General features: G+C 60.6%; 19 protein-coding genes, 2 tRNA genes and 1 pseudogene. 5 read left to right on the top strand and 17 right to left on the bottom strand.

The window, feature by feature from the left end; all coding sequences use genetic code 11:
• The first annotated feature begins 69 nt into the window (after positions 1–69).
• The 3 genes from DW732_RS03990 to DW732_RS03980 all read left to right on the top strand — a co-directional run bounded on the left by DW732_RS03990 (position 70) and on the right by DW732_RS03980 (position 1,230).
• Positions 70–291, top strand: coding sequence for a heavy-metal-associated domain-containing protein (locus DW732_RS03990; protein ID WP_118098851.1), 222 nt, complete (start codon positions 70–72; stop codon positions 289–291).
• Positions 292–337: 46 nt separating this feature from the next.
• On the top strand, positions 338–610 hold the full coding sequence (locus tag DW732_RS03985; protein WP_117763176.1) for a metal-sensing transcriptional repressor: 273 nt from the start codon (positions 338–340) through the stop codon (positions 608–610).
• 146 nt (positions 611–756) lie between these two features.
• Complete coding sequence (locus tag DW732_RS03980; RefSeq protein WP_117763177.1) at positions 757–1,230, top strand: hypothetical protein; 474 nt, start codon at positions 757–759, stop codon at positions 1,228–1,230.
• 133 nt (positions 1,231–1,363) lie between these two features.
• Here DW732_RS03980 and DW732_RS03975 read toward each other — a convergent pair whose 3' ends face one another.
• The 5 genes from DW732_RS03975 to gltB form a co-directional block, all read right to left on the bottom strand.
• Complete coding sequence (locus DW732_RS03975) at positions 1,364–2,767, bottom strand: amidohydrolase family protein (RefSeq protein WP_118098850.1); 1,404 nt, start codon at positions 2,765–2,767, stop codon at positions 1,364–1,366.
• A 216-nt stretch (positions 2,768–2,983) separates the two neighbouring features.
• On the bottom strand, positions 2,984–4,045 hold the full coding sequence (locus tag DW732_RS03970) for a hypothetical protein (RefSeq protein ID WP_158567342.1): 1,062 nt from the start codon (positions 4,043–4,045) through the stop codon (positions 2,984–2,986).
• A gap of 376 nt (positions 4,046–4,421) precedes the next feature.
• On the bottom strand, positions 4,422–5,129 hold the full coding sequence (locus tag DW732_RS03965) for a hypothetical protein (RefSeq protein WP_118098848.1): 708 nt from the start codon (positions 5,127–5,129) through the stop codon (positions 4,422–4,424).
• Between the two features lie 415 nt (positions 5,130–5,544).
• On the bottom strand, positions 5,545–7,026 hold the full coding sequence (locus tag DW732_RS03960) for a glutamate synthase subunit beta (RefSeq protein WP_118098847.1): 1,482 nt from the start codon (positions 7,024–7,026) through the stop codon (positions 5,545–5,547).
• Between the two features lie 5 nt (positions 7,027–7,031).
• Complete coding sequence (gene gltB, locus DW732_RS03955) at positions 7,032–11,729, bottom strand: glutamate synthase large subunit (RefSeq protein WP_118098846.1); 4,698 nt, start codon at positions 11,727–11,729, stop codon at positions 7,032–7,034.
• A 522-nt stretch (positions 11,730–12,251) separates the two neighbouring features.
• On the opposite strand from gltB, the pseudogene DW732_RS03950 reads away from it, so the two are divergent.
• Positions 12,252–13,507 (top strand): annotated as a pseudogene (locus DW732_RS03950) (Nramp family divalent metal transporter).
• 152 nt (positions 13,508–13,659) lie between these two features.
• On the opposite strand, the gene DW732_RS03945 reads toward DW732_RS03950, so the two are convergent.
• The 6 genes from DW732_RS03945 to DW732_RS03920 form a co-directional block, all read right to left on the bottom strand.
• Positions 13,660–13,803 (bottom strand): rubredoxin-like domain-containing protein, encoded by a 144-nt coding sequence (locus DW732_RS03945; RefSeq protein WP_035137395.1) that lies wholly within the window; start codon positions 13,801–13,803, stop codon positions 13,660–13,662.
• Between the two features lie 89 nt (positions 13,804–13,892).
• Positions 13,893–14,396, bottom strand: a complete 504-nt coding sequence (locus DW732_RS03940; RefSeq protein ID WP_117734391.1) for a flavin reductase family protein — start codon at positions 14,394–14,396, stop codon at positions 13,893–13,895.
• A 155-nt stretch (positions 14,397–14,551) separates the two neighbouring features.
• Positions 14,552–15,022 carry an SsrA-binding protein SmpB gene (smpB, locus tag DW732_RS03935; RefSeq protein WP_006235325.1) on the bottom strand — a complete coding sequence of 157 codons (471 nt, stop codon included), beginning with the start codon at positions 15,020–15,022 and terminating at the stop codon, positions 14,552–14,554.
• Positions 15,012–15,929 carry a hypothetical protein gene (locus tag DW732_RS03930; protein ID WP_117629560.1) on the bottom strand — a complete coding sequence of 306 codons (918 nt, stop codon included), beginning with the start codon at positions 15,927–15,929 and terminating at the stop codon, positions 15,012–15,014. Before DW732_RS03930 ends, smpB begins: the two co-directional genes overlap by 11 nt.
• 97 nt (positions 15,930–16,026) lie before the next feature.
• Positions 16,027–16,103, bottom strand: a tRNA-Glu gene (locus DW732_RS03925).
• 17 nt (positions 16,104–16,120) lie between these two features.
• Positions 16,121–16,194: transfer RNA gene (locus tag DW732_RS03920), tRNA-Gln, on the bottom strand.
• Between the two features lie 276 nt (positions 16,195–16,470).
• On the opposite strand from DW732_RS03920, the gene DW732_RS03915 reads away from it, so the two are divergent.
• Complete coding sequence (locus tag DW732_RS03915; RefSeq protein WP_117794740.1) at positions 16,471–16,881, top strand: hypothetical protein; 411 nt, start codon at positions 16,471–16,473, stop codon at positions 16,879–16,881.
• 72 nt (positions 16,882–16,953) lie between these two features.
• Here the strand turns inward: DW732_RS03915 and DW732_RS03910 are convergent, their stop codons facing one another.
• The 6 genes from DW732_RS03910 to DW732_RS03885 all read right to left on the bottom strand — a co-directional run bounded on the left by DW732_RS03910 (position 16,954) and on the right by DW732_RS03885 (position 22,700).
• A complete protein-coding gene (locus DW732_RS03910) occupies positions 16,954–17,313 on the bottom strand; it encodes an arsenate reductase family protein (RefSeq protein ID WP_006235321.1) in 360 nt (119 codons plus the stop codon).
• 92 nt (positions 17,314–17,405) lie between these two features.
• Positions 17,406–18,458: a MupG family TIM beta-alpha barrel fold protein gene (locus DW732_RS03905; protein ID WP_118098845.1), complete on the bottom strand. Its 1,053-nt coding sequence runs from the start codon at positions 18,456–18,458 to the stop codon at positions 17,406–17,408.
• Positions 18,459–18,575: 117 nt separating this feature from the next.
• A complete protein-coding gene (locus DW732_RS03900; RefSeq protein ID WP_118098844.1) occupies positions 18,576–20,006 on the bottom strand; it encodes a PTS transporter subunit EIIC in 1,431 nt (476 codons plus the stop codon).
• 57 nt (positions 20,007–20,063) lie between these two features.
• A complete protein-coding gene (gene murQ, locus DW732_RS03895) occupies positions 20,064–20,987 on the bottom strand; it encodes an N-acetylmuramic acid 6-phosphate etherase (RefSeq protein ID WP_118098843.1) in 924 nt (307 codons plus the stop codon).
• A 10-nt stretch (positions 20,988–20,997) separates the two neighbouring features.
• Positions 20,998–21,849: a MurR/RpiR family transcriptional regulator gene (locus tag DW732_RS03890; RefSeq protein ID WP_117734385.1), complete on the bottom strand. Its 852-nt coding sequence runs from the start codon at positions 21,847–21,849 to the stop codon at positions 20,998–21,000.
• Positions 21,850–22,094: 245 nt separating this feature from the next.
• Positions 22,095–22,700 (bottom strand): recombinase family protein, encoded by a 606-nt coding sequence (locus tag DW732_RS03885; RefSeq protein ID WP_117734384.1) that lies wholly within the window; start codon positions 22,698–22,700, stop codon positions 22,095–22,097.
• Between the last annotated feature and the right edge of the window lie 120 nt (positions 22,701–22,820).

The raw sequence follows: 22,820 nt of genomic DNA, 5'->3' as shown, positions 1-22,820 counted from the left end.
TACGCGAGCGACGGCTTGAAGGTCAAGGTCGGGTGCCTGGGAAAGCCGGCACAACAGAGAGGAATACCCATGCGTTACACAATTAAGGCTTCCGGCCTTATGTGCGGCCACTGCGATGCTACTGTCGAGACGGCACTGCTCAACGTGGCAGGCGTGACCGACGCCGACGCCGACCACGAGACTCAGACCGTCCAGGTGGAGTGCGCCGACACCGTGACCGCCGAGCAGCTCGCTGCCGCCGTCGAGGGCGCCGGCGAGAAGTTCCATGCCCTTTCGGTGACCGCTGCCTAGCGCCGTCGGAGATACCTACCCCATCGATCAGAAACGAGGACCCGCCATGATGGCAGACCACAAATCGGTGACCCGCATGCTCAAGACGGCGCGCGGCCAGATTGATGGCATCCTGCGGATGGTCGAGGAGGACCGCTATTGCGTCGATATCTCCACGCAGCTCATGGCCACACAGGCGCTCCTCGCGCGCATTAACGCCGACGTGCTCAAGGCGCATATTGAGGGCTGCGTGACTTCGGCAATCGAATCGGGCGACGAAGACCTCAAAGCCGCTAAGCTCGCCGAGATCGAACGCGTCGTCGACAAGCTCGCCAAGTAACTGATGCAAAGGGGACAGGTTGCATTACACCATCATGGTGCATCAGGGACGGGTACGTCTACGCCACATTGGCGCAGATTAACCTGTCCCCCTTGCTCTAAATCGGGTATAAAGGCGTGCAGCATATCGAACGAAAGGCAATTTGCATGAATGACTTTATGAAGGGTCGCAATGGTGCTGACGAGCTCACCATCGTGATGGGTTTTGCCGGCATCGTCATCGCGATGATCGGATCGATGGCCCGCATCCAGTGGCTCAGCTGGATCGCCATCGCTGTGATCGTGCTCGGCGTGCTGCGCGGCCTGTCCAAAAACATCGACGCGCGCCGCAAGGAGAACGCGGCCTTTGTCGCCGTGACCGCAAACGTCCCCGGCCTAGGCAAGTTCGTCGCCAGTTTGGGCGGCGGCACCTCAGCGACAGGCGCCTCGCGTGCAGCCGGAACGAGCAAGGAAGACTTTGAGCGCGCCAAGCGCACGGCCAAGAAGATGTGGAAGGGTCGCAAGACCACGGCATACCTCAAGTGCCCCAACTGCGGCCAGATGCTCTCCGTCCCCAAGGGCAAGGGCAAAATCCGCGTCACCTGCCCCAAGTGCCACGCCAAGATGGAAACGCGCTCCTAGCGCCCGCACGCGGGACAAATTAATCAGGTTTGTTTGTCCCAAATCTTAAGTATTTGTTCGATAAAAAAGCCGAGGCCTCGTGTTGAGACCTCGGCTTTTTGCATGCGGTAATGGAGTCGTCCCTTTGTCACATCTACGCCACGCCGTCGCGAGTCAGCTCCTCGGCCAGCGCCTCGGCAGGCATGGCCATAATCGCGTCGAGCTCGGCATCCACCTCGGGGATGCGCTTCACCTTCAGCTTGCGCACCAGATCGCCGCGGCACATTACGTGTACCGGCTCACGCAGGGCACACAGATCATCCAGAGGATTCTCGCGCGTCACCAGGATATCGGCGGCCTTGCCGCACTCGATCGTGCCGGTCTCGCCGCCCAGACCCAGCAGCTCAGCATTGACCTGCGTGGCCGTATGCAGCGCAAAGGCGTTGCTCACACCCACGTACTTGGCAAAATAGGCTACCTCGCGCCACATGTCGTACTGCGTCACAAACGGGCAGCTCGAGTCCGTGCCCAGGCCTACCTTGATACCGGCTTCCAGCGCCGCACGAGCACTCTCGATAATGCCCGAGCACACGATATCGCCGTTCTTCTTTTGCGTATCGGTCGAATGGGTCTTCTCCGGGTCGAGCAGCACAAACGGCAGCGCCGGACTGATAGTGCAGGTAACGCTGGGTGCACGATCCTCAAGCTGAGTGCCCGCGGTGCCGCGGTATAGTTCCAAGATCTCGGGCGTCATCGGGGCACCGTGCTCGATCGTATCGACGCCGGCCTGAAGCGCAGCCTTCACGCCCTCGGTGCTCTCGACATGAGCCATAACCGGCAGGCCCACCTCGTGCGCCGCCTTGCACGCCGCCGCGGCAACCTCGACCGGCATGCGCAGCACGCCCGGCTCGCCCACCTCGGTCGCGTCGAACACGCCGCCCGTCACGAACAGCTTGATGACATCGGCACCGCGCGCATACAGGTCTCGCACCTGCTCGGCTGCCTCAACGGGGCTGTTGGCCACCTGCGCGAACAAGCCCGCACCGTGGCCGCCCGGCACCGTGACGCCCGTTCCCGGCGCTACCAGGCGCGGACCCTGATATCTGCCGGCGTCGATAGCGTCGCGCACGGCGAGATCGGCAAACAACGGATCGCCCGCGCCGCGCACCGTGGTCACGCCGCTTGCCAGCTGCTGCTGGGCACTGCCCTTGAGGATGCGGCGGACGATGGCACGGCCCACGGGATTATCGAGTTTCTTCATCAGCGCGCCCGCATCGCCGGCCGAGACCGGTTTGCCCGAGCCGCACAGGTGCACGTGCATATTGATGAGACCGGGCATGAGATACGCACCGCCCAGGTCGATAACCTCGGCACCCGCGGGCGCCTGCGCCACAGCACTCGGCCCCATCCACGTGATGACACCGCGCTCAACAGTCACGGCCATATCGGGTTGCGGCTCCATATGTTCCGAACCATCCAGGACGGTCGCATTGATAAACAACGTGGAACGATCGGCAGACGCCATATCGAGCTCCTCCCTCACGATTAACTTGAACATTTGTCCATTATCGCCCAAGGCGACGGAGATGCAGTCGATGTATCGGTTAACGGAGAAAAGGGAGGATGTGAGGATAGAGAGGCCAGCGCGGCGATATCCCAGCCGTGTGTGCCGAACGTCTCGATCTGCAACAGTAAACCCGGTTTTTGGGCCACTAGATGTTACAAATCGAGACAAACTCGGCAGGAACAACCACATTCGCGTCAGTTGCACCCCTTAGCACCCATACCACTGGCGTCTCCATTCCTCAGCCAGATCGGCCCGCTGTTGAATTCCCGCCAGTCTCATCTTTTCAGCCAGTTTCCCCGGGTTCTTGAGTTCATCAAACGTAAACCGAAGCACCTTGTGCCCGAGCATCGTCAGATGAGGCTCTCGCTGACGTTCTGCCACGAATGGGTCGACCGACTCCCGATCCCCACCATCCTGCAGGGTATACTTTCCCTTCCCGTCGAGCTCGCCGATGACACATGTCCCGTCCTCGAGCTTCCAGAAATAATCAACCCGAAACACCTGGCTCGGATCGAGCGGGTCGCGAAACTCCACCTGCAGCTCCGGAACCGGAAAGCCGTACGCAATAAAGAACGCTCGGAACCGCGACTCGCCGCCGTTTTCGGACAGCCCGTCCGCATACGACGCGATCACCTGTGCCCTGCGATACCCTCGCCTGCCCTCGCAATCGGCGCGGAGGCGCTCGCACAAATCCCCACGTGATACACTTTTCGCCCGCAGTGCAGAATCGGCAATCGCCAACCCGTAGGAGAACGGCGCACGCAGCAAGCAATCCTCCACCGTGCGCCAAAACGACGTCACCCGCACGCCATCAACACGCTCGAGCGTGCCCGCCACCTGTGGACGCAACAACCTGCACCCGCTGCTCAACGTCACTGAACAACCCGTCTTAACAAGAAAACGCGGCCCGAGCAGATCATTCGGCACCTCCAAACCCCACAAAAGTGCCGCGTCATAACCCCAAAACGCCCAATCTGGATGAAACTTCGCAAGCCCTTTGATGGTACGCAGCGTTCGCTCCGCCGGTGTCAACGTATCCCAATCATGTTGAAAACAGAACAGATACGACTCGGGCTCCGCGATATCGTCGGTTCCAACATGGCGTCGCAGCCACATGAGCTCGGCATTGTCATGCGTTGCGAGCAGTGCACCTTGTTCGGTCGCCTCCGTGAGCCGCGCGAGCATCCTGTTCCGTGCCAACGTGTTGCGAGTCGTATGCTTGTGTTTGAAAACGGTACTAGACACTTCCATCACCACCACGTCAGACAAATGGACCATCGTCACCGTTGCCTCCGCTGAAAAATGTCTTGATCTGTAACAGGAAGACAGTCTTTGAGCCTCTAGTTGTTACAGATTTAGATCTTTCGGCACCGCTTCCAGCCTTTGTCTCAATCTGTAACAGTAAGGTCGACTTTCAGCCTGTAGACGTTACAGATTGAGACATTCCCCCCAACCAGGTGCCAAACGTCTCGATCTGTAACAGGTAGACGTTCTCCAGGCCCCTAAACGTTACAGATTTAGACAAACCAGCAGCGCCCAAGCATTCGTCTCGATCTGTAACAGGTAGACCGGTTTTTTTGTCCCTAAACGTTACAGATCGAGACATAAAAGGCAGAAGGCAAGGCAGGCGACAGCTGCCCATCCCCTACTCCCACTCCTGCTCGTAGATGTTGAGCGACTTTACGTACCGCCCCTGGGCGCCCATGATGTCGCGGACCAGACGCAAGAAGAAGCTGATGCACGAGGTGTCAAAGCCGTCCTGCAGGTCCTCCGGATGCACCGCACCCGGCCCATCGACCGCCGTATCGCTCAGCCGCGCGATGTCATACAGGTAGAGCTGTCCCGCCGTAAGCCAGACATCGTCGACGCAGGCGAGGCGCACCGCAATCGCGCCGTCACTCCAGTGCTCCTTCTGCACGATATGCGGATCGTAGACATCAAAGCGATGATCGGTGCGCGTGTCCTTCAGCACGACCATGCCGGACGCAGGATCCTTGTCCAAAATGCCAAAGCGCGAGAAATACTGCGTGTCGCGTACCCGCTCGAGCCGCTTGAGCGAGGCAGGCGAAAGCGATGCCGGCGGCTCATCCACATATAGCTCGAGCAGCGTTTTGCCATGGCGATAGAGGCGCTCGAAGAGCAGCCAATCGGTAAACGCCATGTTGTAGGCCATGATTTCGTTTTGAGAAGGTTCCTCGCAATAGCTGAGCCACGGGTCGACGATAATCTCGAACTGTTCGCGTGCCGGCTCCAGGAATTGAAACTTCCGCAGCATCCAAAAGTGAGCCATGCCGGCAATATCGTTGCCGACGGCTTCAGCCAGCTCTGCTCGGTCAAAAGCGTGGTCAGTCATGGCATCCTCCTCAAACTGATGGACCTCAATTTGAGCTTACGAGGAGGGTGAGCAGCCGAGGCAAGCGCGGGCAAAATAGGCCTCCGGCTGCAAACCAGATGCTGACCAAACACTTGACGAAAAGCTTGACCGAATGAGCGCACCGCAAAGAAACCGCAGGTAGACATAGACAGCCAACCCGCCCTTTTGAGCCAGATGCCCGCAGCCACCACAGAAACAACAGGTGACCACAGCCCAAAAAGTCGACAAATGAACACCCGTACGTCGACAAACGAGCAAATCGCTCGCAAATCCGCAAGGAGTGTCCCCGAATGCCGACAGAAAAGGAACGTCCCCAGCTGCCGGCACTTGGGGACGTTCCATTTGGGCCAGCCGTTGGGGACAGCCCTTGTCGATTCAGCTGTGGACAGCCGCCTTACAGCTCCAGCGCGTCTGCGACTTCGGTAGCACAGGCCAGGGCGTCGGCCATGGCGTTCACCACGAGCGAGCTGCCGTTGCGGGCGTCGCCGGCAACAAACACCGGCGCGGCATCCGCAGCAACGCCATCCACGCGAGCTGCACGATGCGAACCCTCGGCAGCCATTACGGGCAGAGGTCGCCCGGCCGTGGCAACAGGCACGCCGACAGCTTCGAACACGCTGTGCTCCGGACCCGTAAAGCCGCAGGCGATGAGCACCAGCTGCGCCGGCACCTCGTGCTCGGAGCCCGCGATGTGCTCGGGCTTTCCCGCCGACCAATCCAGATCGACCACGCGCAGGCCCGCAGCCGCACCCTTCTTGTCCAGCAGCACCTCGAGCGTATCCACGCCCCAGGCACGCATCTCGCCACCCATCGCAGCGATAGCCTCCTGCTGGCCGTAGTCGGTCTTCTTAACGTTAGGCCACTGCGGCCAGGGGTTGCTCGCCGCGCGCTTATCGGGCGCGGCCGGCAAAAACTCAAACTGGCGCACACTGCGCGCACCCTGGCGCACGGCGGTACCCACGCAGTCGTTGCCGGTATCGCCGCCGCCAATGACCACGACGTCCAGGCCGCGAGCGTCCACCGCGAGCTCGCCACCATCGAGCAGCGAGACGGTCGAAGCCGTCAGGTAGTCCACGGCATACACCACGCCGGGCGCTTCGATGTTCGCAGCCGAAAGCCCGCGCGGGGCACGGGCACCAGCAGCCACCACGACAGCGTCAAAGCCATCGAGCTTGGCTGCCACCGCAGGATCCGTCACATCGGCGCTCAGCTCAAACACAATGCCCAACTCACGCATGAGCGCCACGCGACGCTCGACCACGGACTTCTCGAGCTTCATGTTGGGAATGCCATACATAAGCAGACCGCCCGGGCGGTCATCGCGCTCAAACACCGTCACACGGGCGCCGCGACGCGCAAGCTCCCATGCAGCCACCAGACCAGCCGGTCCAGAACCAACCACGGCGACCGTGGGCGCATCCTCCCCCGCCGGCTCAAAGCGGCGCGGACCGCCGTTGGCCCACTCATGGTCGCTAATCGCGCGCTCGTTATCGTGAATCGTCGTGGGCTGGCCGTCGACCGAACCCAGGTTGCACGCGGCCTCGCACAGCGCCGGACACACGCGGCTCGTAAACTCGGGCATGGGCGAGGTGAGCGACAGGCGCTCGGCCGCCTCGTCCCAGCGGCCGCGGTACACCAGCTCGTTCCACTCGGGAATCAGGTTATGCAGCGGGCAGCCGCTCGGGCGTGCCTTGCCAAGGCTCGCGCCCATCTGGCAAAACGCCACACCGCACATCATGCAGCGGCTCGCTTGGGCGCGACGCGCATCGTCGTCGAGCTCCACGTACAGCGGATCAAAATCATGGCTGCGCTCCTCCACGGGGCGAAGCTCGTGGGTCACGCGATCGATATCAAGAAAAGCACCGGGCTTACCCATGGCACTTACGCCTCCTTCTTGGTCGAAGCAACAGAGCTGGCAGCCACGGACGCAGCGCCCGCAGCACCGCCCACAGCATCGAAGCGAGCAGCATCCGCGGCACTCGCGCGACCGGTCACGATGTCAAACGCCAACTCCTCGCCCTGCGCATGCGTCTTGCCGACGGCCTCGGCGGCGGCGACAATCGCCAGCACGCGCTCGTACTCGGTCGGGATGACCTTCACAAAGTGCTTGCTCATCGTCTCAAAGCTGTAGAGCAGCTTAATGCCGCGCGGGCTCTGCGTCGCGTCCACGTGCTCCTGGATGAGCGCACGAATCTGCGTCAGTTCGTCGGCCGTCGGGGCCTTGAGCTCAACGCTCTCGTGGTTCACACGGGCATCGAGCGTGCCGTACTGGTCAAAGACATAGGCCACGCCACCAGTCATGCCGGCGGCGAAGTTCTGCCCGACCTCGCCCAGGATGAGCGCCAGGCCGCCCGTCATGTACTCGCAGCCGTGGTTTCCGCAGCCCTCGACCACCACGGTAGCACCGGAGTTGCGCACGCCAAAGCGCTGGCCGGCCAGACCGTTAATGAAGCCGCGGCCGCTCGTGGCGCCAAAGAACGCAACGTTGCCCACGATGATGTTCTCGTCGAACTTGTAGGTCGCATGCGGGTTGGGGCGTACCGACACCTCGCCGCCCGAAAGGCCCTTGCCAAAGTAGTCATTGGCGTCACCGCACACGTTGAGCGTAATGCCGCGCGGCAGGAACGCGCCAAAGCTCTGACCAGCCGATCCATCGCAATCGATGGTGATGGAGCCGGCAGGCAGGCCCTCGGGATGCGCCTTGGTCACCGCGTTGCCCAGAATGGTGCCAACGCAGCGGTTGACGTTTGCGATATCGGCGCGGAAGCGAATCGGACGCAGGTGCGCACGAGCATCGGCCGTGTAGGGCACAAACAGCGTGGAGTCGAGCGTCTTGTCGAGCTCGCTGTCGGCAGCCATCTGCGGCAGGAAGTGACGGCCGTCGGCACCCGGGATATGGGCACCGAACTCGCAGGTCGCGCTCGCCAGCACGGGCGACAGATCGAGCAGGTTGGCCTTGCGGTTGCCCGGGACCTCGATCTGGCGCAGGCACTCGGGATGGCCGACCATCTCGTCGACGGTGCGGAAGCCCAGGCTCGCCATGACCTCGCGCAGCTGCTCGGCAACAAAGAGCATAAAGTGCTCGATGTGCTCGGGCTTGCCGCGGAAGCCGCGACGCAGGCGGCAGTTTTGCGTGGCGATGCCGGCCGGGCAGGTATCCTGCTGGCAGTCGCGCTGCATGAGGCAGCCCATCGAGATGAGCGGCATGGTCGCAAAGCCAAACTCCTCGGCACCCAGCAAGCAGGCGACGGCGACATCGGTGCCGTCCATGAGTTTGCCGTCGGCCTCGAGCACCACGCGCGAGCGCAGGCCGTTTTGCAGCAGCGTCTGCTGGGCCTCGGCAAGGCCGAGCTCCAGCGGCAGACCCGCATGCCAGATAGAGTCGCGCGCAGCGGCACCCGAGCCGCCATTGTGGCCGCTGATCAAGATCTTGTCGGCAGCACCCTTGGCCACACCGGTGGCGATGGTACCGACGCCGGCCTCGCTGACCAGCTTGACCGACACGCGCGCGCCGGGGTTGGCGTTCTTAAGGTCAAAGATCAGCTCTGCCAGATCCTCGATGGAGTAAATATCGTGGTGTGGCGGAGGCGAGATCAGGCCGATGCCGGGCGTGGACTGACGGACCTCGGCGATCCAGGGGTAGACCTTCTTACCGGGCAGGTGGCCACCCTCGCCGGGCTTGGCGCCCTGGGCCATCTTGATCTGAATCTCGAAGGCGCTGCACAGGTAACGGCTCGTCACGCCAAAGCGCGCGCTTGCCACCTGTTTGATGGCGGAGTTCTTGGAGTCGCCGTTAGCCAGCGGGGTCTCGCGACGCGGATCCTCGCCGCCCTCGCCGGAGTTGGAACGGCCGTGCAGGCGGTTCATGGCGATGGCCATGCACTCGTGCGCCTCTTTGCTGATGGAGCCGTACGACATGGCGCCGGTGTTAAAGCGGCGGACGATGTCGAGCGCCGGCTCCACCTCGTCAAGTGCCACCGGAGTGCGGCCGCTGGCATTAAAGTCCAGCAGGTCGCGCAGGCGCACGGCACGACCGGTGCGGTGCAGGCGGGCGCTGTACTCCTTAAAGGTGTCGTAGCTGTCCTCGCGACAGGCAGTCTGCAGCAGGTAGACAGTCTGGGGGTCGATCAGGTGATCCTCGCCGCCGAGCGGGCGCCACTTGGTCAGGCCCAGTGTGGGCAGCTGATCGGGAGCCGGGCTCTTAAGGATAGCGAGCGCGGCGTCGTATCGCTCGTTTTGCTCGCGCTCAACGTCCTCGACGCCCATACCGCCCACACGGCTCACCGTGCCGGCAAAGTACGCGTTTACGAACCCCGGCGTAAAGCCCACGGCCTCGAAAATCTGCGCGGAATGATAGCTCTGCACCGTGGAGATGCCCATCTTGGACATGATGGAGACGATGCCGGCGGTCGCAGCCTTGTTGTAATTGGCGATGCCCTGCTCGGCCGTCACGCCCAGATCGCCGCGCGCAGCCAGATCGCGGATGCACGCATGCGCGTTATACGGATAGATGCCGCTTGCGGAGTAGCCCACCAGAGCCGCAAAGTCATGCGGGGACACCGCATCGCCGCACTCCACCACGATATCGGCAAAGGTGCGCACACCGGCGCGGATCAGATGGTTGTGCACGCAGCCCACGGCAAGCAGCGAGGGCACGGGCACCTCGCCCGCTCCGGCGCGATCGCTCAGCACCACGATGTTCACGCCGTCGCGGACCGCAGCCTCAACGTCCTCGGCAAGCTGCTTGAGCGCAGCCTGCAGCGCGCCCTCGCCGGCATCGCGGCGGTAGACGGCACGGAAACGGCGGGTCTTAAAGCCCACACGGTCAATGGCACAGATGCGCTCGAACTCCTCCTCGCTCAGCAGCGGACGCTCCAGGCGCACCAGCTGGCAGGCCGTACGGGAGTCCTCGAGCAGGTTGCCGTGGTTGCCCAGGTACAGCGTGGTCGAGGTGACCATGTGCTCGCGCAGGGCATCGATCGGCGGATTCGTGACCTGGGCGAATAGCTGATAGAAGTAGTCAAAGAACGAACGCGTCTTCTTGGACAGGCAGGCCAGCGGCGCATCGATACCCATCGAGGCGAGCGGGGGCTTGCCCTGCTGGGCCATGGGGCGCACGACCTCGTCAACATCATCCCAGTGATAGCCAAGCTTGGCCATACGCACGGCGGCAGGTACCTCGGCGTCCTCGGCGGGTGTTGCCGCAACGGGCTCATCGAGCGCGTCGACGGTCAGCGTCTCCTCGGCAATCCAATCACGGTAGGGCTTTTCCTTGGCGTAACGGGCGCGCAGCTCGTCGTTGTAGATCACGCAGCCGCGGGCAAAGTCGACCTCGAGCATCTGACCCGGTCCCAGGCAACCGCTCGTCAGGATGTTCTCGGGGCGCACCTCGATGGTGCCCACCTCGCTCGCCAGCATAAAGCGGCCGTCGCGCGTCACGTAGTAGCGAGCCGGGCGCAGGCCGTTACGGTCGAGGGCGGCACCCAGGGTACGGCCGTCGGTAAAGGCGATGGCCGCCGGACCATCCCAAGGCTCCATGAGCATAGACTGGTAGGCGTCGTAGGCGCGACGCTCCTCACTCAGACTATCGTTGTGGTCCCACGGCTCGGGCAGCAGCATGGATGCGGCACGCGTAAGCGGGCGACCGTTCATAACCAAAAACTCGAGAACGTTGTCCAGAATCGCGGAGTCGGAACCCTCGCGGTTGATGATGGGCATCACGCGCTCAAGATCGTGCTGCAGCACGGGGCTGTACAGGTTGGGCTCGCGGGCGCGAATCCAGTTGACGTTGCCCTTAAGGGTGTTGATCTCGCCGTTGTGAATGATAAAACGGTTGGGGTGCGCACGCTCCCAGCTGGGCGTGGTGTTGGTGGAGTAGCGCGAGTGGACGAGCGCCACGGCCGTTTTGACGGCGGCGTCGTTGAGGTCGATGAAGAAGCGACGCATCTGCGTGGCGACCAGCATGCCCTTGTACACGATGGTGCGCGAGCTCATGGAGCACACGTAGAAGATCTTGTCGCGCAGAGCAAACTCGGCGTCGGCCTTCTTCTCAATGGTGCGGCGGCACACGTACAGGCGGCGCTCGAAGGCATCGCCGGCGGGTGTGTCGTCCGGACGGCCCAGGAAGGCCTGCAAGATAGTAGGCATGCAGGCGCGGGCCGTCTCGCCCAGGTCGTGCGGGTCGACCGGTACCTCGCGCCAAAAGAGCAGCGGCACGCCGGCCTCGGCGCAGCCCTCCTCAAACACGCGACGGGCATCCTCTACGCCCTTATCGTCCTGCGGGAAGAACAGCATGGCCACGCCATAGTCGCCCTCTGTCGGCAGAATCTGGCCGCACTTTTGAGCCTCTTTACGGAAAAAGTGATGCGGAACCTGGAACAGGATGCCGGCACCGTCGCCGGTGTTCTTCTCGAGTCCCGTGCCGCCGCGGTGCTCCAAGTTAACCAAAATGGACAGCGCGTCGTCCAGAATCTGGTGATGGCGCTCGCCGTTGATATCGGCAAGCGCGCCGATGCCACATGCATCGTGGTCGAATTCGGGGCGATAAAGGCCCTGCTGCTGAGCGGAATCTGCCTGCATCGCGATCCTCCCCTAGATATAAGACAGTCAGTTGAATAGGCATACTAGGAGCATCGCCGGCCCGCTGTGTTTCCCGCCCGTTTCGAAACAATCGCGTAACGCACGCCCTACGAGTGGACACCGCCGACCTCAAGGGCGACAACAAGGGCCCCAAGTTCGGCCTGTAAGCTCACCGCTTCAAACATCTCAATCTGTAACAGGAAGACCCAATTTCGACGACTTACTGTTACAGATTGAGATGTTTTCGAGAGACAATTCCGAATGTCTCAATCTGTAACACGAAGGGCCGGCTTTGGCGGTCAGCCATTACAGATCGAGATTTTCCATAGGACCATTTCTTCCTGTCTCGATCTGTAACACCTAGGCCCAATTTCCATCCCCAGTTGTTACAGATCAAGCCATTTCGGCAGCCCCCTTTCACCATCCTATTCAAATACGGCAATTTTGTTAGGCATGGTTAACTTTCGAGCCTAAAACGGGTATCCTTTGTGGCGTCAAACAAACGGCACGCAGGAGCGCGCCATGCTCAACCATCTCAAACATCACTTTGGCTCCCCGCGCACCGGTGGTCACGGAGGCCTAGACATTGCGCGGCATATCGGTCCCGGACTGCTCGTCACCGTCGGCTTTATCGACCCGGGCAACTGGGCATCCAATATGGCCGCGGGCTCGCAGTTTGGCTACGCGCTGCTGTGGATCGTCACGCTGTCCACGATTATGCTCATTGTGCTGCAGCACAATGCGGCACACCCGGGTATCGCCACGGGCGCCTGTCTTGCCGAGGCCGCGACACGCTTTCTCCCCCGCATCGTGGGACGCACGGTGCTCGCCAGTGCCTATCTCGCGACCATCGCCACCGCCATGGCCGAGGTCCTGGGCGGCGCGATTGCCCTACAAATGCTCTTTGGGCTGCCCGTGCGTACGGGCTGCGTCATCGTGGCGGCAGTATCGATGGCGATGCTCATGACGAACTCCTACAAGCGTGCCGAACGCTGGATCATCGCCTTCGCAGGCGTGGTAGGACTCTCGTTTTTGGCCGAGCTTGCGCTGGTCAAGGTTGACTGGCCGCATGCCGCCGTAAGCTGGATCACGCCCAGTATGCCCACTGGCTCGGTAGCGATTATCGTAAGTGTCCTAGGCGCGGTCGTTATGCCACACAATCTCTTCCTGCACTCCGAGGTCATCCAATCCATGCACTTCGAAGGCCAAGGCGAGCAGGTTATCGAAGAGCGTCTGCGCTACGAGCTCTTCGACACGCTCTTTCGATGGGCGTGGGCTGGGCAATCAACTCGGCCATGGTCATCCTGGCCGCAACGACCTTCTTTGCGCACGGCATTGTCGTAGACGACATCGCCGTCGCAGCGGCCACGCTCTCCCCCATTCTGGGCCCGGCAAGCTCGACCATCTTTGCGGTGGCACTGCTGTTTGCAGGCCTCTCGAGTAGCGTGACGGCGGGCATGGCGGCGGGAACCATCACCGCGGGCATGTTCGACGAGGAATACGACATCCACGACCGACATTCCTCGATCGGGGTGGCGACCTGTTTCGCCGGCGCAGTGGCGGCGTGTCTGGTCGTCCCAAATCCTTTTGAAGGTCTCATCTGGAGTCAGGCATTGTTGTCGCTTCAGCTGCCGATTACGGTCTTTGTGCTCATACGGCTCACCAGCTCACGCCGCGTCATGGGCAAATACGCCTACTCGCGCCCGCTCAACGCGCTGCTCGTAGGGATCGGTGCCATCGTGACGATTCTCGACATCGTGCTGCTAACGGGAATGTAATTGAGATGGCGTGACTGTCCAGATATAACGTCTTAATCTGTAACACGTGAGACCGTTTTAAACCGTCAGATAAATCAAAAGGGTCCCGGCCGAGAATTCGACCGGGACCCTTGGACAGAGCTATGTGTTACTGCAAGCCGTGTGTCTACGAGCTACTCCTCGACAAGCTCGAACTGATCGGGACCGACGCCACAGACCGGGCACACGTAGTCCTCGGGCAGTTCGGGCGTGTCGACCTCTACCTCATAACCGCAAACGGTGCATACGAACTTATACGTCTTCTTCTCCTCAGCCATGATGTTCTCCTCTCGAACGTGACTGCTGGTGTACTTCATTTATCAGTATATGTTCTCAATAATATAATGCAAGTACTTTCGAAACATTTCTAGCCTTGATACGAAGAAGCCTTGGGCGGCGTCTTACCCTTCAGAACCTTGTGGTAGTAGTCATAGGTCAACGGAGTCTCGCCGCTCAAGCGCTCGGCATCCTCAACCTCGCCGATAAAGAGCAGGTGCGTGCCCACATCCACGGTGTCAATCAAACGGCAGCTAAACAGCGCCGCCGCATGCTCGGGAACATAAGGCATGCCCAGTGCGGTCTCGCGCGTCTCGTACTTGGCAAATTTGTCATAGTCGCTGCTGGTACGGAAGCCAAAGTTGCCAACGTAGAGCATATCAGCCGTCTGGTCGATCACCGTCAGTGCAAAGGCCTTGGCAGACGCGATAACGCCAGACGTAACGTTATCCTTGTTCACGGCAACCGAGATGCGTGGCGGCGCGGACGTCACCTGCACTGCTGTGTTGATGACGCAGCCGGCGCGCAGCCCGTCTGCCGCGGCGCTCACCACGTACAGGCCGCTCGGCATGGTAAAGAACGCAGTTTTGTCCATAACAATCACTCCCCTAACCCGGGATCGAACCTCATGGCTGTATGTACCCACAAAAAAGGCGCCGCCCATAACGGACGCCGCCTTTGAGGAAAATGTGTCAAAAAAGTTAGGAAGACGGGACGGGCACAGCAGGGCAGCTCCCCGCAAATTCGTTCCTAGCGATTACGCTCCTTAAGCGCGCGATCGATTTCACGCTGAACGTCACGCTTGGCCATATCCTCGCGCTTGTCGTAGAGCTTCTTGCCGCGGCCCAGACCCAGCAGCAGTTTTACGCGACCGTCGGTATTAAAGTAGAGTTCCAACGGAACCAGCGCATAACCACGGTTGCGAAGTTTGCCGTCAAGAAAGTCGATCTCCTTGCGGTGCAGCAGCAGACGACGCCGACGGTCGGGATCGCGATTCCACACGCCACCATGGCTATAAGGGTGGATATGCAGGCCGACGAGCCAGCACTCCCCGCCGCGGATCAGCGCGAAGGTATCGGTGATCTGGCAGGCGCGCTCGCGAATCGACTTGACCTCGGTGCCGCTCAGTTCAATACCGCACTCAAACGTCTCATCGATAAAGTACTCGTGATGCGCCGAGCGATTCTTGGAAATGAGCTTGCGCTCGCGCTTACTGGGCATCGCCGGCCTCCTTGACGTCGTCGGCGTTTGAGCCCGCAGCCTCGCGCTTTGCCTTGCGCTCGGCGTTAAGCTCGGCATCGCTCTCGCGCACCAGCTTAATGATCGCCGCGCATGCCTCCTCGCCCACCAGGTCGCGGGCACGGACCGTCAGGCGCGTAGCCTCCTGCTTGTCGCCGTCGCTCGCAGCGTCGGTCGCACACATGATCAGGCAGATGGCGATCTCGGCCGAAGGTGAGGTCGGCACGCCCTGCAGGGCGAGCTCACCCATCACGTGGTCGTCGCTCTCATCGGCGGCATCCGGATAGGTGGTATGGATCTTATTGAGCAGGCGCGTCGTATGCGCATCATTGGGCGCCAGGCGCAGTGCCAGACGCGCGCAGCCCACGGCAGCCGAAATGTTCTCGGTCTCGGGCTCCAAGAAGTACTGACCCAAGTTGGTGTAGGCGCGTGCGGCGCACTTACCGTCGCTCGCGCGCTCCAGCACCGAGAACGAGAGCGATGCCCACTCCTGCTTGTCCTCGAGCGCACGGAACAGCTCGGCCAAGTCCAAGCGATAGTTGCAGTTCATGGGATCCCAACGCACGGCCTGCATCAGGGCATTCCGAGCACTCACATAATCCTGCTGGCGGATGTAGGCAAACGCCATGTCGGAGTACAGGCGGTCAAAGGGAACCTCGACCTGCACCAGCTCGCGCGGATCCTTCTCCACGCGGCGATAGGCCAGACGCTCAAACTTACTATCGAAGCTAAAGTACTGGCGCTTCTCCTCCGTCTTGCACTCAGCGTCGATATACTCCTCGGCGAGCTCAACCAGACGCTCCAGCAGCGGCGTCGCCGTAGCCAGGTCGCCCTGCGCCAGATAGTTCTCGGCATACGTGATGTCTTCCAAGCTGATAGGCAGGTCCATGACAACTCCTCGGTCCGGGCGGCAGACTCAACGCGCGCCTTAAATATCGGTCAATACACAAAACCCGGGTCTCTTACGAGGCCCGGGCGTTCAATTTTGGTAGCCCGTACCAGATTCGAACTGGTGATCTCCGCCTTGAGAGGGCGGCGTCCTAAACCGCTAGACGAACGGGCCATATGTAGCAAATGCAATGGCTGGGATGGAGGGAGTCGAACCCCCATTGACGGAACCAGAATCCGCTGTCCTGCCATTAGACGACATCCCAATGACTGCATCGCTGCGCTCGGCTGTGCCTTTGCGCAAGAAAGAAATATACGGGAAGTACCGCCGTGACGCAAGCCCCAATTTTGACTTTTTTAAAATTCAGCCAAATTGGCCTACTTTAGTCCAACCCGTGAAGGACCTGTGAAGCCGACCGCTGTACACGAAGGGCAAAACGCCGCGAGCGGTAGCCGTCAACCGTTGGCAGATTCTACCGCGAAAGCGATAACACCAGGCAACACAATCGAAGTATCAATGATCGCGTAGATATCGAGGCGCCGTGGACGAAGAGCTTGATTACCTATGGGAGACCCTGGGCCTCGAGATCACTGCTGACCTTTGGCCCGAACGGGACAAGATCCATCCCACACTGCGCCCCGCCATCACGGTGATGCGGGCAAACTACCGCCGCGCCTCATTTTTGATCATGCGGATGTCATGGCACGCGGGACTCCCCGACCTTAAGCGAATCCAGGCAAGCCTCGTCGAGCTGTCCGGTATGCCGACCGTCATATCCGAGGCGCACCTGGAGCAGCGCCAGCGCGAGCGACTGCAACAGCAGCGGATTCCCTTTATCTGCCCCGGCGTTCAGGCATATCTGCCCTTTATGGACGAGGAGTACTGGAGCGGCAAGCCCAACAAGCACGTAAAGGTCTACGATCCGCACGAATGGGCACAGCTCGAGGATTGAGCCGAGCGAGCCCGCCGATGGAAAACACGTCCCGCCCTGAGCACTCAAAACGGGTCGCACTTTCCGCAGCCGCTACAGCAACGCCTCGGCCCAAGCCGCTTCCCTAAAGCCGGGGATCGCAAAGTCGTCGCCCACCAGCAGCGGACGCTTGACCAGCATGCCGTCGGTCGCCAGCAGCTCATAGCACTCCCGATCCGTCATGCCCGCATCCAGACGCGCCTTCAGGCCCAGCTCTCGATATTTCATGCCCGACGAATTGAAGAAGCGCCGCACCGGCAGCCCCGAACGAGCAATCCAGGTCGCAAGCTCATCAGCCGTGGGATTGTCCAAAACGATATCGCGGTCGATATACTCTACCCCGTGTTCGTCCAGCCATGCCTTAGCCTTCTTACAGGTCGAGCACTTGGGATATTCAACAAACAGTACGGTCATGAGAATCCTCCGAATAAAGATCGGCCAACGCAGGCACACGCCACACGAGGCGCCTTCGCACGATGGCCCAATTGTAGCCCACGGATCACACGCTAAACGAACCGTACCCCGAATCCGCGTTTGATGAACGGCAGCAGCTCCATTGCCTCGGGCGTGATATGGCCCGTAACGTTCATGCGCTCGTCACCGGGAAGATCGACCCGAGCAATCTCAAGCTCGCCTTCGTAGCGCCCATAGCCGCTATTGCTCACAGCGATCGACCCCGCCTTTCGCGGCAGGCCGGCTCCGGCATCCGTCGGCACGGAATCCGGCTTATGCGTCGTGCGCGACTCCTGAGACCTAAAGATGAGAACGCTCGAATCGGGCCGGTCGTGATGAATCTGCCCACGTACATAGGCATAACTGGACTCAAGCTCGCATTGCAGGTCCACGTATCCGGCGGAAACTTGAGCAAACTGCGCCCAGCCCGCATCGGAAAGATCGGGGTCGCCGACCAACACAATGTCGCAATCGGCGCCATGTGCGAGCTCAAGCATGTTGAGGGCAACCTTTGACGCGCGACCGCGCTGCGCCTCAACCGTCGGCAGCCCCTCGAATACCGGCCCGCGAACGTTAGCATCACCCGGCACAAAAGCCATGATTTCGAATCCAAGCGCCGCAAGACGAAGATTCACCCGAGCAATGTCCTTCAGAGCTAAGCCGGTATAAGGCTTGGGGTAAAAATTGTGGCAGGCGGCAAAACGAGTCACATCGGCACCGGCCTCACGCCACGATGCGATTTCATCAGAACTCACCGTCGATGCATTGACCACAATGCGAAATACACCGGACAGCTCCGCGACCCGCTGGGCGCTAAAGCCATAGTCCAAACGAAGGTATTCCAACCCCAGATCGCGCAGGTCCTCGATGCGCTCAAGCCCGAGCAAATCGCACGTGCGCGGCCCCACATCGGCAATGAGCGCAATGCCGCGGGCGGAAAGCAGCGACAGCACATGACGGACCTTATCGGCATACGCCGCTCCCCCATCCTCGGGAATATGCAGTGAGGTAAACGCATAGCGCGCACCCGCCGCAGCACCACGCTCAATCGTCCGCTCAATATCCTGCAGAGGGCTGGAAAGATAAATCGAAATACCCGTTTTCACGCTTCAACGCTCCTTTAAAAAAGGCCGGCGGAGCAGTTAGCCCCGCCGGCACAACCATAGCATCAAGAAATCTGCCGCGCGCCGCGAGTTCTGAGCAACACGGCTCGCGATATCAAACTACTCGCCAAAGAACTCGTTGATCTTCTGCCCGTCGACGCCAAAGAACCACGTCAGGACAAAGCCGGCGGCATAGGCAAGCAGCATAGCGGCAACGTAGCCGAGCTGCTGGCCAGGAACGACGATCAGCAGGCCAAACAGACCGGAAACGCCCTGAGAAACCGTGCCGATGTGAAGCAGCGCCGCGAGCGCGCCACCAAATCCGGCACCCAGGCAGGCCGTCACAAACGGGCGAACGAGCGGCAGCGTAACAGCATACATCAGAGGCTCGCCCACACCCAGGATTCCAACGGGAATGGACTCGGCGACGTACTTCTTGAGTTTGGCGTTCTTGGTCTTAAAGTACAGCGCCAGACCGGCACCGACCTGGCCGCCGCCAGCCATCATAAGGATGGGCAGCAGGTAATTGATACCCTTGGTAGCGCCGTCGGGATCGTTGAGCATAGCGTGGATCGGCGTGAGCGCCTGATGCAGGCCGACGGACACCAGCGGCAAGAAGCCTGCCGACAGGATATAGCCGCCCAGGACGCCCAGCTTCTCGAAGATAAAGGTCAAAACGCTAAAGATGGCAGTCGTCAGCCATGCGCCAACCGGCTGGATGACGAGCATCAGAGCAAAGGCGCCGATGATGAGCACCAGCAACGGGGACAGGAACGTGTCGAGTGCGTTGGGCATAACCTTGCGAATCTGACGCTCCATCCAGGCAAAAAATGCACCAGCGATGAGAGCCGCGATCATGCCGCCCGCTGCGGGGTTGTACTGCGCATTGGTAAGCGGCAGCAGAATGGCAGTGGCAGGATCAGCCGCGCCAGGCGCAAGCAGGGGCATGGCACTGTTGGCGATACACATCATGCCGGCGATGCCGCCCAGCGCAGCGGAGCCACCAAACTCACGTGCCGCGTTATAGCCCACCAAGATGGGCAGATAGGCAAACAGGGCCCAGCCCATGGAACGAATGCCCTGGTACCACCACTCGCCTGCAAGCGCGCCTGCCGTCGAGACGTTAATGACGTTGCAGATACCGTTGATGAGGCCAGCCGCAATGATGCCGGGAAGCAGGGCGACGAAGACATTGGAAATCTTCTTGAGGAAGGCCTGAACCGGCTTGGACTCGTACTTGGCCTTCTGCGCGGCCTTGTTTGTGGCCGCAGCGTCAACCACGCTCTCGTCAGCAACGCCTTTCGCAAGGCCGGTGAGCTTGGAGAACTCCTCGAGCACCTTATTCACCTTGCCCGGACCCAGCACGATCTGCATCGTGTCGTCCTCGACCAGGCCCATCACGCCGTCGAGTGCCTTAATGCCCTCCGTGTCGACGTTGCCCGTGTCTTTGACGGTCACGCGCAGGCGCGTCATGCACGCCGCGTTTGCGAGCACGTTGTCTTTACCGCCCAAAAGGTCCAGCAGCTTTTGGGCCAGCTCTTTGTTCGTCATAACTCCTCCTTGTATTGGGTATCTCGTTTGGATGTCATATCAGCTCACGCCGCGCACCTATTGGGCATCGGCATTGTTCTTCTCATGGCCACTCACCGCAGCACGAACATGGCCGCGCGCCCGCTCAAGAGCTACCGCAGCCTGCTCGGCATCGCAGTCCAGCAGTACCGAGACAATAGCGGTTTTTACGTGGCCGTCGGCATCTGCAAGCGCCTGAACAGCGCGCTCGCGCGTGCAGCCGGTCGCCTCCATCACGATGTTCTGGCCGCGCACCACCAACTTCTCGTTCGTCTGCTGCACGTCGACCATCAGGTTTTGGTATACCTTGCCGATCTTGACCATGGCACCGGTCGAAATCATGTTGAGGATGAGCTTTTGAACCGTTCCCGCCTTGAGCCTCGTTGAGCCGGTCAGCACCTCGGGACCAGGCACGGGCTCAATGGCAAGATCTGCGCTCTCCCCGATCTTCGACCCTTGGTTGCAGGCAATTGCAATGGTCTTGCACCCAATTGCCTTGGCGTACACAAGGCCGCCCACCACATAAGGAGTACGGCCGCTTGCTGCCAGGCCAACGACAAAATCCTTGTCCGAGAGTCCACGCTCTCGCAGGTCGTTCGCGCCAAGCTCCTCGCTGTCTTCGGCACCTTCGACAGCCTTGATAAACGCCGTCTCGCCTCCGGCAATGAGCCCGACAATCAGATCGGGTGACACGCCAAACGTGGGCGGACACTCCGAAGCGTCGAGTACGCCCAGACGACCGCTGGTGCCTGCGCCCATGTAAAAGACGCGCCCACCGCGCTCGAGTGCCTCAGCAGCCCAGTCGATTGCTGTGGCAACCTGGGGCAGCACTTTTGTGACCGACTGGACGGCACGAAGATCCTCATCGTTCATCGTCGTGACGATTTGCAGCGATGTCATCGTATCGAGGTCCATAGACCTTTGATTACGCTGTTCGGTCGTGAATTTTGTTAAATCGAGCATTTCATTCACCTCATCTTTCCTGTTTCTCGATGTAGTTTTGCTTAATGACATGCGTCGCCCGTTCGTAGTCGCTGGCAACGTAAGCAGCGTACAGGGCATCGACAACCATAAGCTGGGCCATACGCGAAGCCATGGCACCGCTGCGGACCAAGGGCTCACTCGCAGCGACGCCGAGCACGGCATCGGCCATGGTGGCAAGCTTGGATGATCCATCTACTTTGGTCACGGCCACAACGGGACAGTTGTGGCGTTGGGCCTCGGCGGTGCAGTCCAGCACCTCTTGCGTCAAGCCCGAGTAGCTAAAGGCGATTGCCATATCGCCCTCATGCATGTTCTTGGCACACAAGAGCTGATCATGCCAGTCGTCGTACAGATGGCACTCCTTGTCGACACGCATGAGCTTTTGCGCCAGATCGTGCGCGACCAAACGAGAGGCACCGATACCGAACAGATTGACCGCACGTGCCCGCTTAAGATAGGCCGCACATCGCTCCAAGACGGTGTAATCGAGCGTTCGCGCCGTCGCTTCGATCGTGCGCACGTTGCTTTTCATCACCTTCCCCACGATACGTTCGACGCTGTCATCCATGGAGATGTCCTCGAGGGCAACGTCTTTCTTGTCACCCAAGAGCGCCAGCTCGGCAATCAGTTCGCGCTGGAACTCCTTGTAGCCCGCAAAACCCAAGCGCTTGCAAAAGCGCAAAATGCTCGAGGGCGAGGAGAACGTGACATCGGCAAGACCGCGGACGGACAGCCCGACCACCTCGTGCGGATGAGCGCTTACATATGCGATGACATTGCGTTCCGCCGGGCTCGCGCTGAGCTCACGCTCGCGAAGCCGCAAAAGCAATCCGTTTGCCATCTCAAACACCTCCGTTGAGAAGAATTAAAGACCAACGAACGATTCGTACCGGATACAAACAGCTTTTACGGTACATTGTGCCGCATCGTGGCGCACAAAGGGCGAGCGTTCTACCGCTCGCCCCTCAAATCCGACCGCTCGGAAATACGCGCGACACAAAATAATTCAACAAGGTCGCATTATCGGTAACAGGGCTGTTACCGATACCGCCTCGCGTGGGCGCCAATCGGACGTGCCGCAAACCCCTACCCCGACTCGCGCATCCAGCGATCGAACGTCCCCACGCACACGCCCAGGCGCTTTGCCGCCTGGCTGCGGGTAATATCGCCTGCCTCATAGCTATCGCGCACCAGCTCAAACTGAGGAGGGCACGGCTTGCGAGGTCGACCGAAACGGACCCCTCGCGCCCGCGCCGCTGCAATTCCCTCCGCCTGGCGCCGATGGATATTCTCGCGCTCCACCTGCGCCACGTAGCTCAGCAGTTGCAGCACTATATCGGCAATCAGGGTGTTGGTCACATCCGGCGCGCCGCTGGCCCTGGCGCGCGTGTCAAGCAATGGCATGTCCAACACCACAATGGCAACTCCGAGCTCCTTGGTAATGCGTCGCCATTCCTCAAGAATCTCGGAGTAATTACGACCAAGTCGGTCGATAGAAAGCACCACCAGCACGTCCCCGTCTCCCAGGACGTGCAGCAGCTCGCGATAACGCGGTCGATCGAAGTCCTTGCCGCTCGCATGGTCGGCATAAATATTCGCCGAGCCCACGCCATAGGCGCCCAGCGCATCCAGCTGCCGATTAAGATTCTGATCGCGCGAACTCACCCGCGCATAACCGTACACCGTCGCCATCTCATCCCCGCTTTCTTGTAAACCTGCCAAAAAGGGACAGGTTTATTTTGGTAGGTTTTACCTCTCAAATAGCAGGTAAGCGGGCGGCCGAGCAGAGGGCAAGGTGGCCACGATTCAAAT

It is taken from the genome of Collinsella sp. AM28-11LB, from assembly GCF_003469895.1.
Taxonomy (GTDB): Bacteria; Actinomycetota; Coriobacteriia; order Coriobacteriales; family Coriobacteriaceae; genus Collinsella.
This window is presented reverse-complemented; position numbering and strand designations above follow the sequence as displayed.

What these genes read in the sequence shown, in the direction of transcription:
- DW732_RS03990 (WP_118098851.1), top strand. Translation starts at nt 70, where the DNA reads ATGCGTTACACAATTAAGGCTTCCGGCCTTATGTGCGGCCACTGCGAT.
- DW732_RS03985 (WP_117763176.1), top strand. Translation starts at nt 338, where the DNA reads ATGATGGCAGACCACAAATCGGTGACCCGCATGCTCAAGACGGCGCGC.
- DW732_RS03980 (WP_117763177.1), top strand. Translation starts at nt 757, where the DNA reads ATGAATGACTTTATGAAGGGTCGCAATGGTGCTGACGAGCTCACCATC.
- DW732_RS03975 (WP_118098850.1), bottom strand. Translation starts at nt 2,767, where the DNA reads ATGTTCAAGTTAATCGTGAGGGAGGAGCTCGATATGGCGTCTGCCGAT.
- DW732_RS03965 (WP_118098848.1), bottom strand. Translation starts at nt 5,129, where the DNA reads ATGACTGACCACGCTTTTGACCGAGCAGAGCTGGCTGAAGCCGTCGGC.
- DW732_RS03960 (WP_118098847.1), bottom strand. Translation starts at nt 7,026, where the DNA reads ATGGGTAAGCCCGGTGCTTTTCTTGATATCGATCGCGTGACCCACGAG.
- gltB (WP_118098846.1), bottom strand. Translation starts at nt 11,729, where the DNA reads ATGCAGGCAGATTCCGCTCAGCAGCAGGGCCTTTATCGCCCCGAATTC.
- DW732_RS03945 (WP_035137395.1), bottom strand. Translation starts at nt 13,803, where the DNA reads ATGGCTGAGGAGAAGAAGACGTATAAGTTCGTATGCACCGTTTGCGGT.
- DW732_RS03940 (WP_117734391.1), bottom strand. Translation starts at nt 14,396, where the DNA reads ATGGACAAAACTGCGTTCTTTACCATGCCGAGCGGCCTGTACGTGGTG.
- smpB (WP_006235325.1), bottom strand. Translation starts at nt 15,022, where the DNA reads ATGCCCAGTAAGCGCGAGCGCAAGCTCATTTCCAAGAATCGCTCGGCG.
- DW732_RS03930 (WP_117629560.1), bottom strand. Translation starts at nt 15,929, where the DNA reads ATGGACCTGCCTATCAGCTTGGAAGACATCACGTATGCCGAGAACTAT.
- DW732_RS03910 (WP_006235321.1), bottom strand. Translation starts at nt 17,313, where the DNA reads ATGACCGTACTGTTTGTTGAATATCCCAAGTGCTCGACCTGTAAGAAG.
- DW732_RS03900 (WP_118098844.1), bottom strand. Translation starts at nt 20,006, where the DNA reads ATGACGAACAAAGAGCTGGCCCAAAAGCTGCTGGACCTTTTGGGCGGT.
- murQ (WP_118098843.1), bottom strand. Translation starts at nt 20,987, where the DNA reads ATGCTCGATTTAACAAAATTCACGACCGAACAGCGTAATCAAAGGTCT.
- DW732_RS03890 (WP_117734385.1), bottom strand. Translation starts at nt 21,849, where the DNA reads ATGGCAAACGGATTGCTTTTGCGGCTTCGCGAGCGTGAGCTCAGCGCG.
- DW732_RS03885 (WP_117734384.1), bottom strand. Translation starts at nt 22,700, where the DNA reads ATGGCGACGGTGTACGGTTATGCGCGGGTGAGTTCGCGCGATCAGAAT.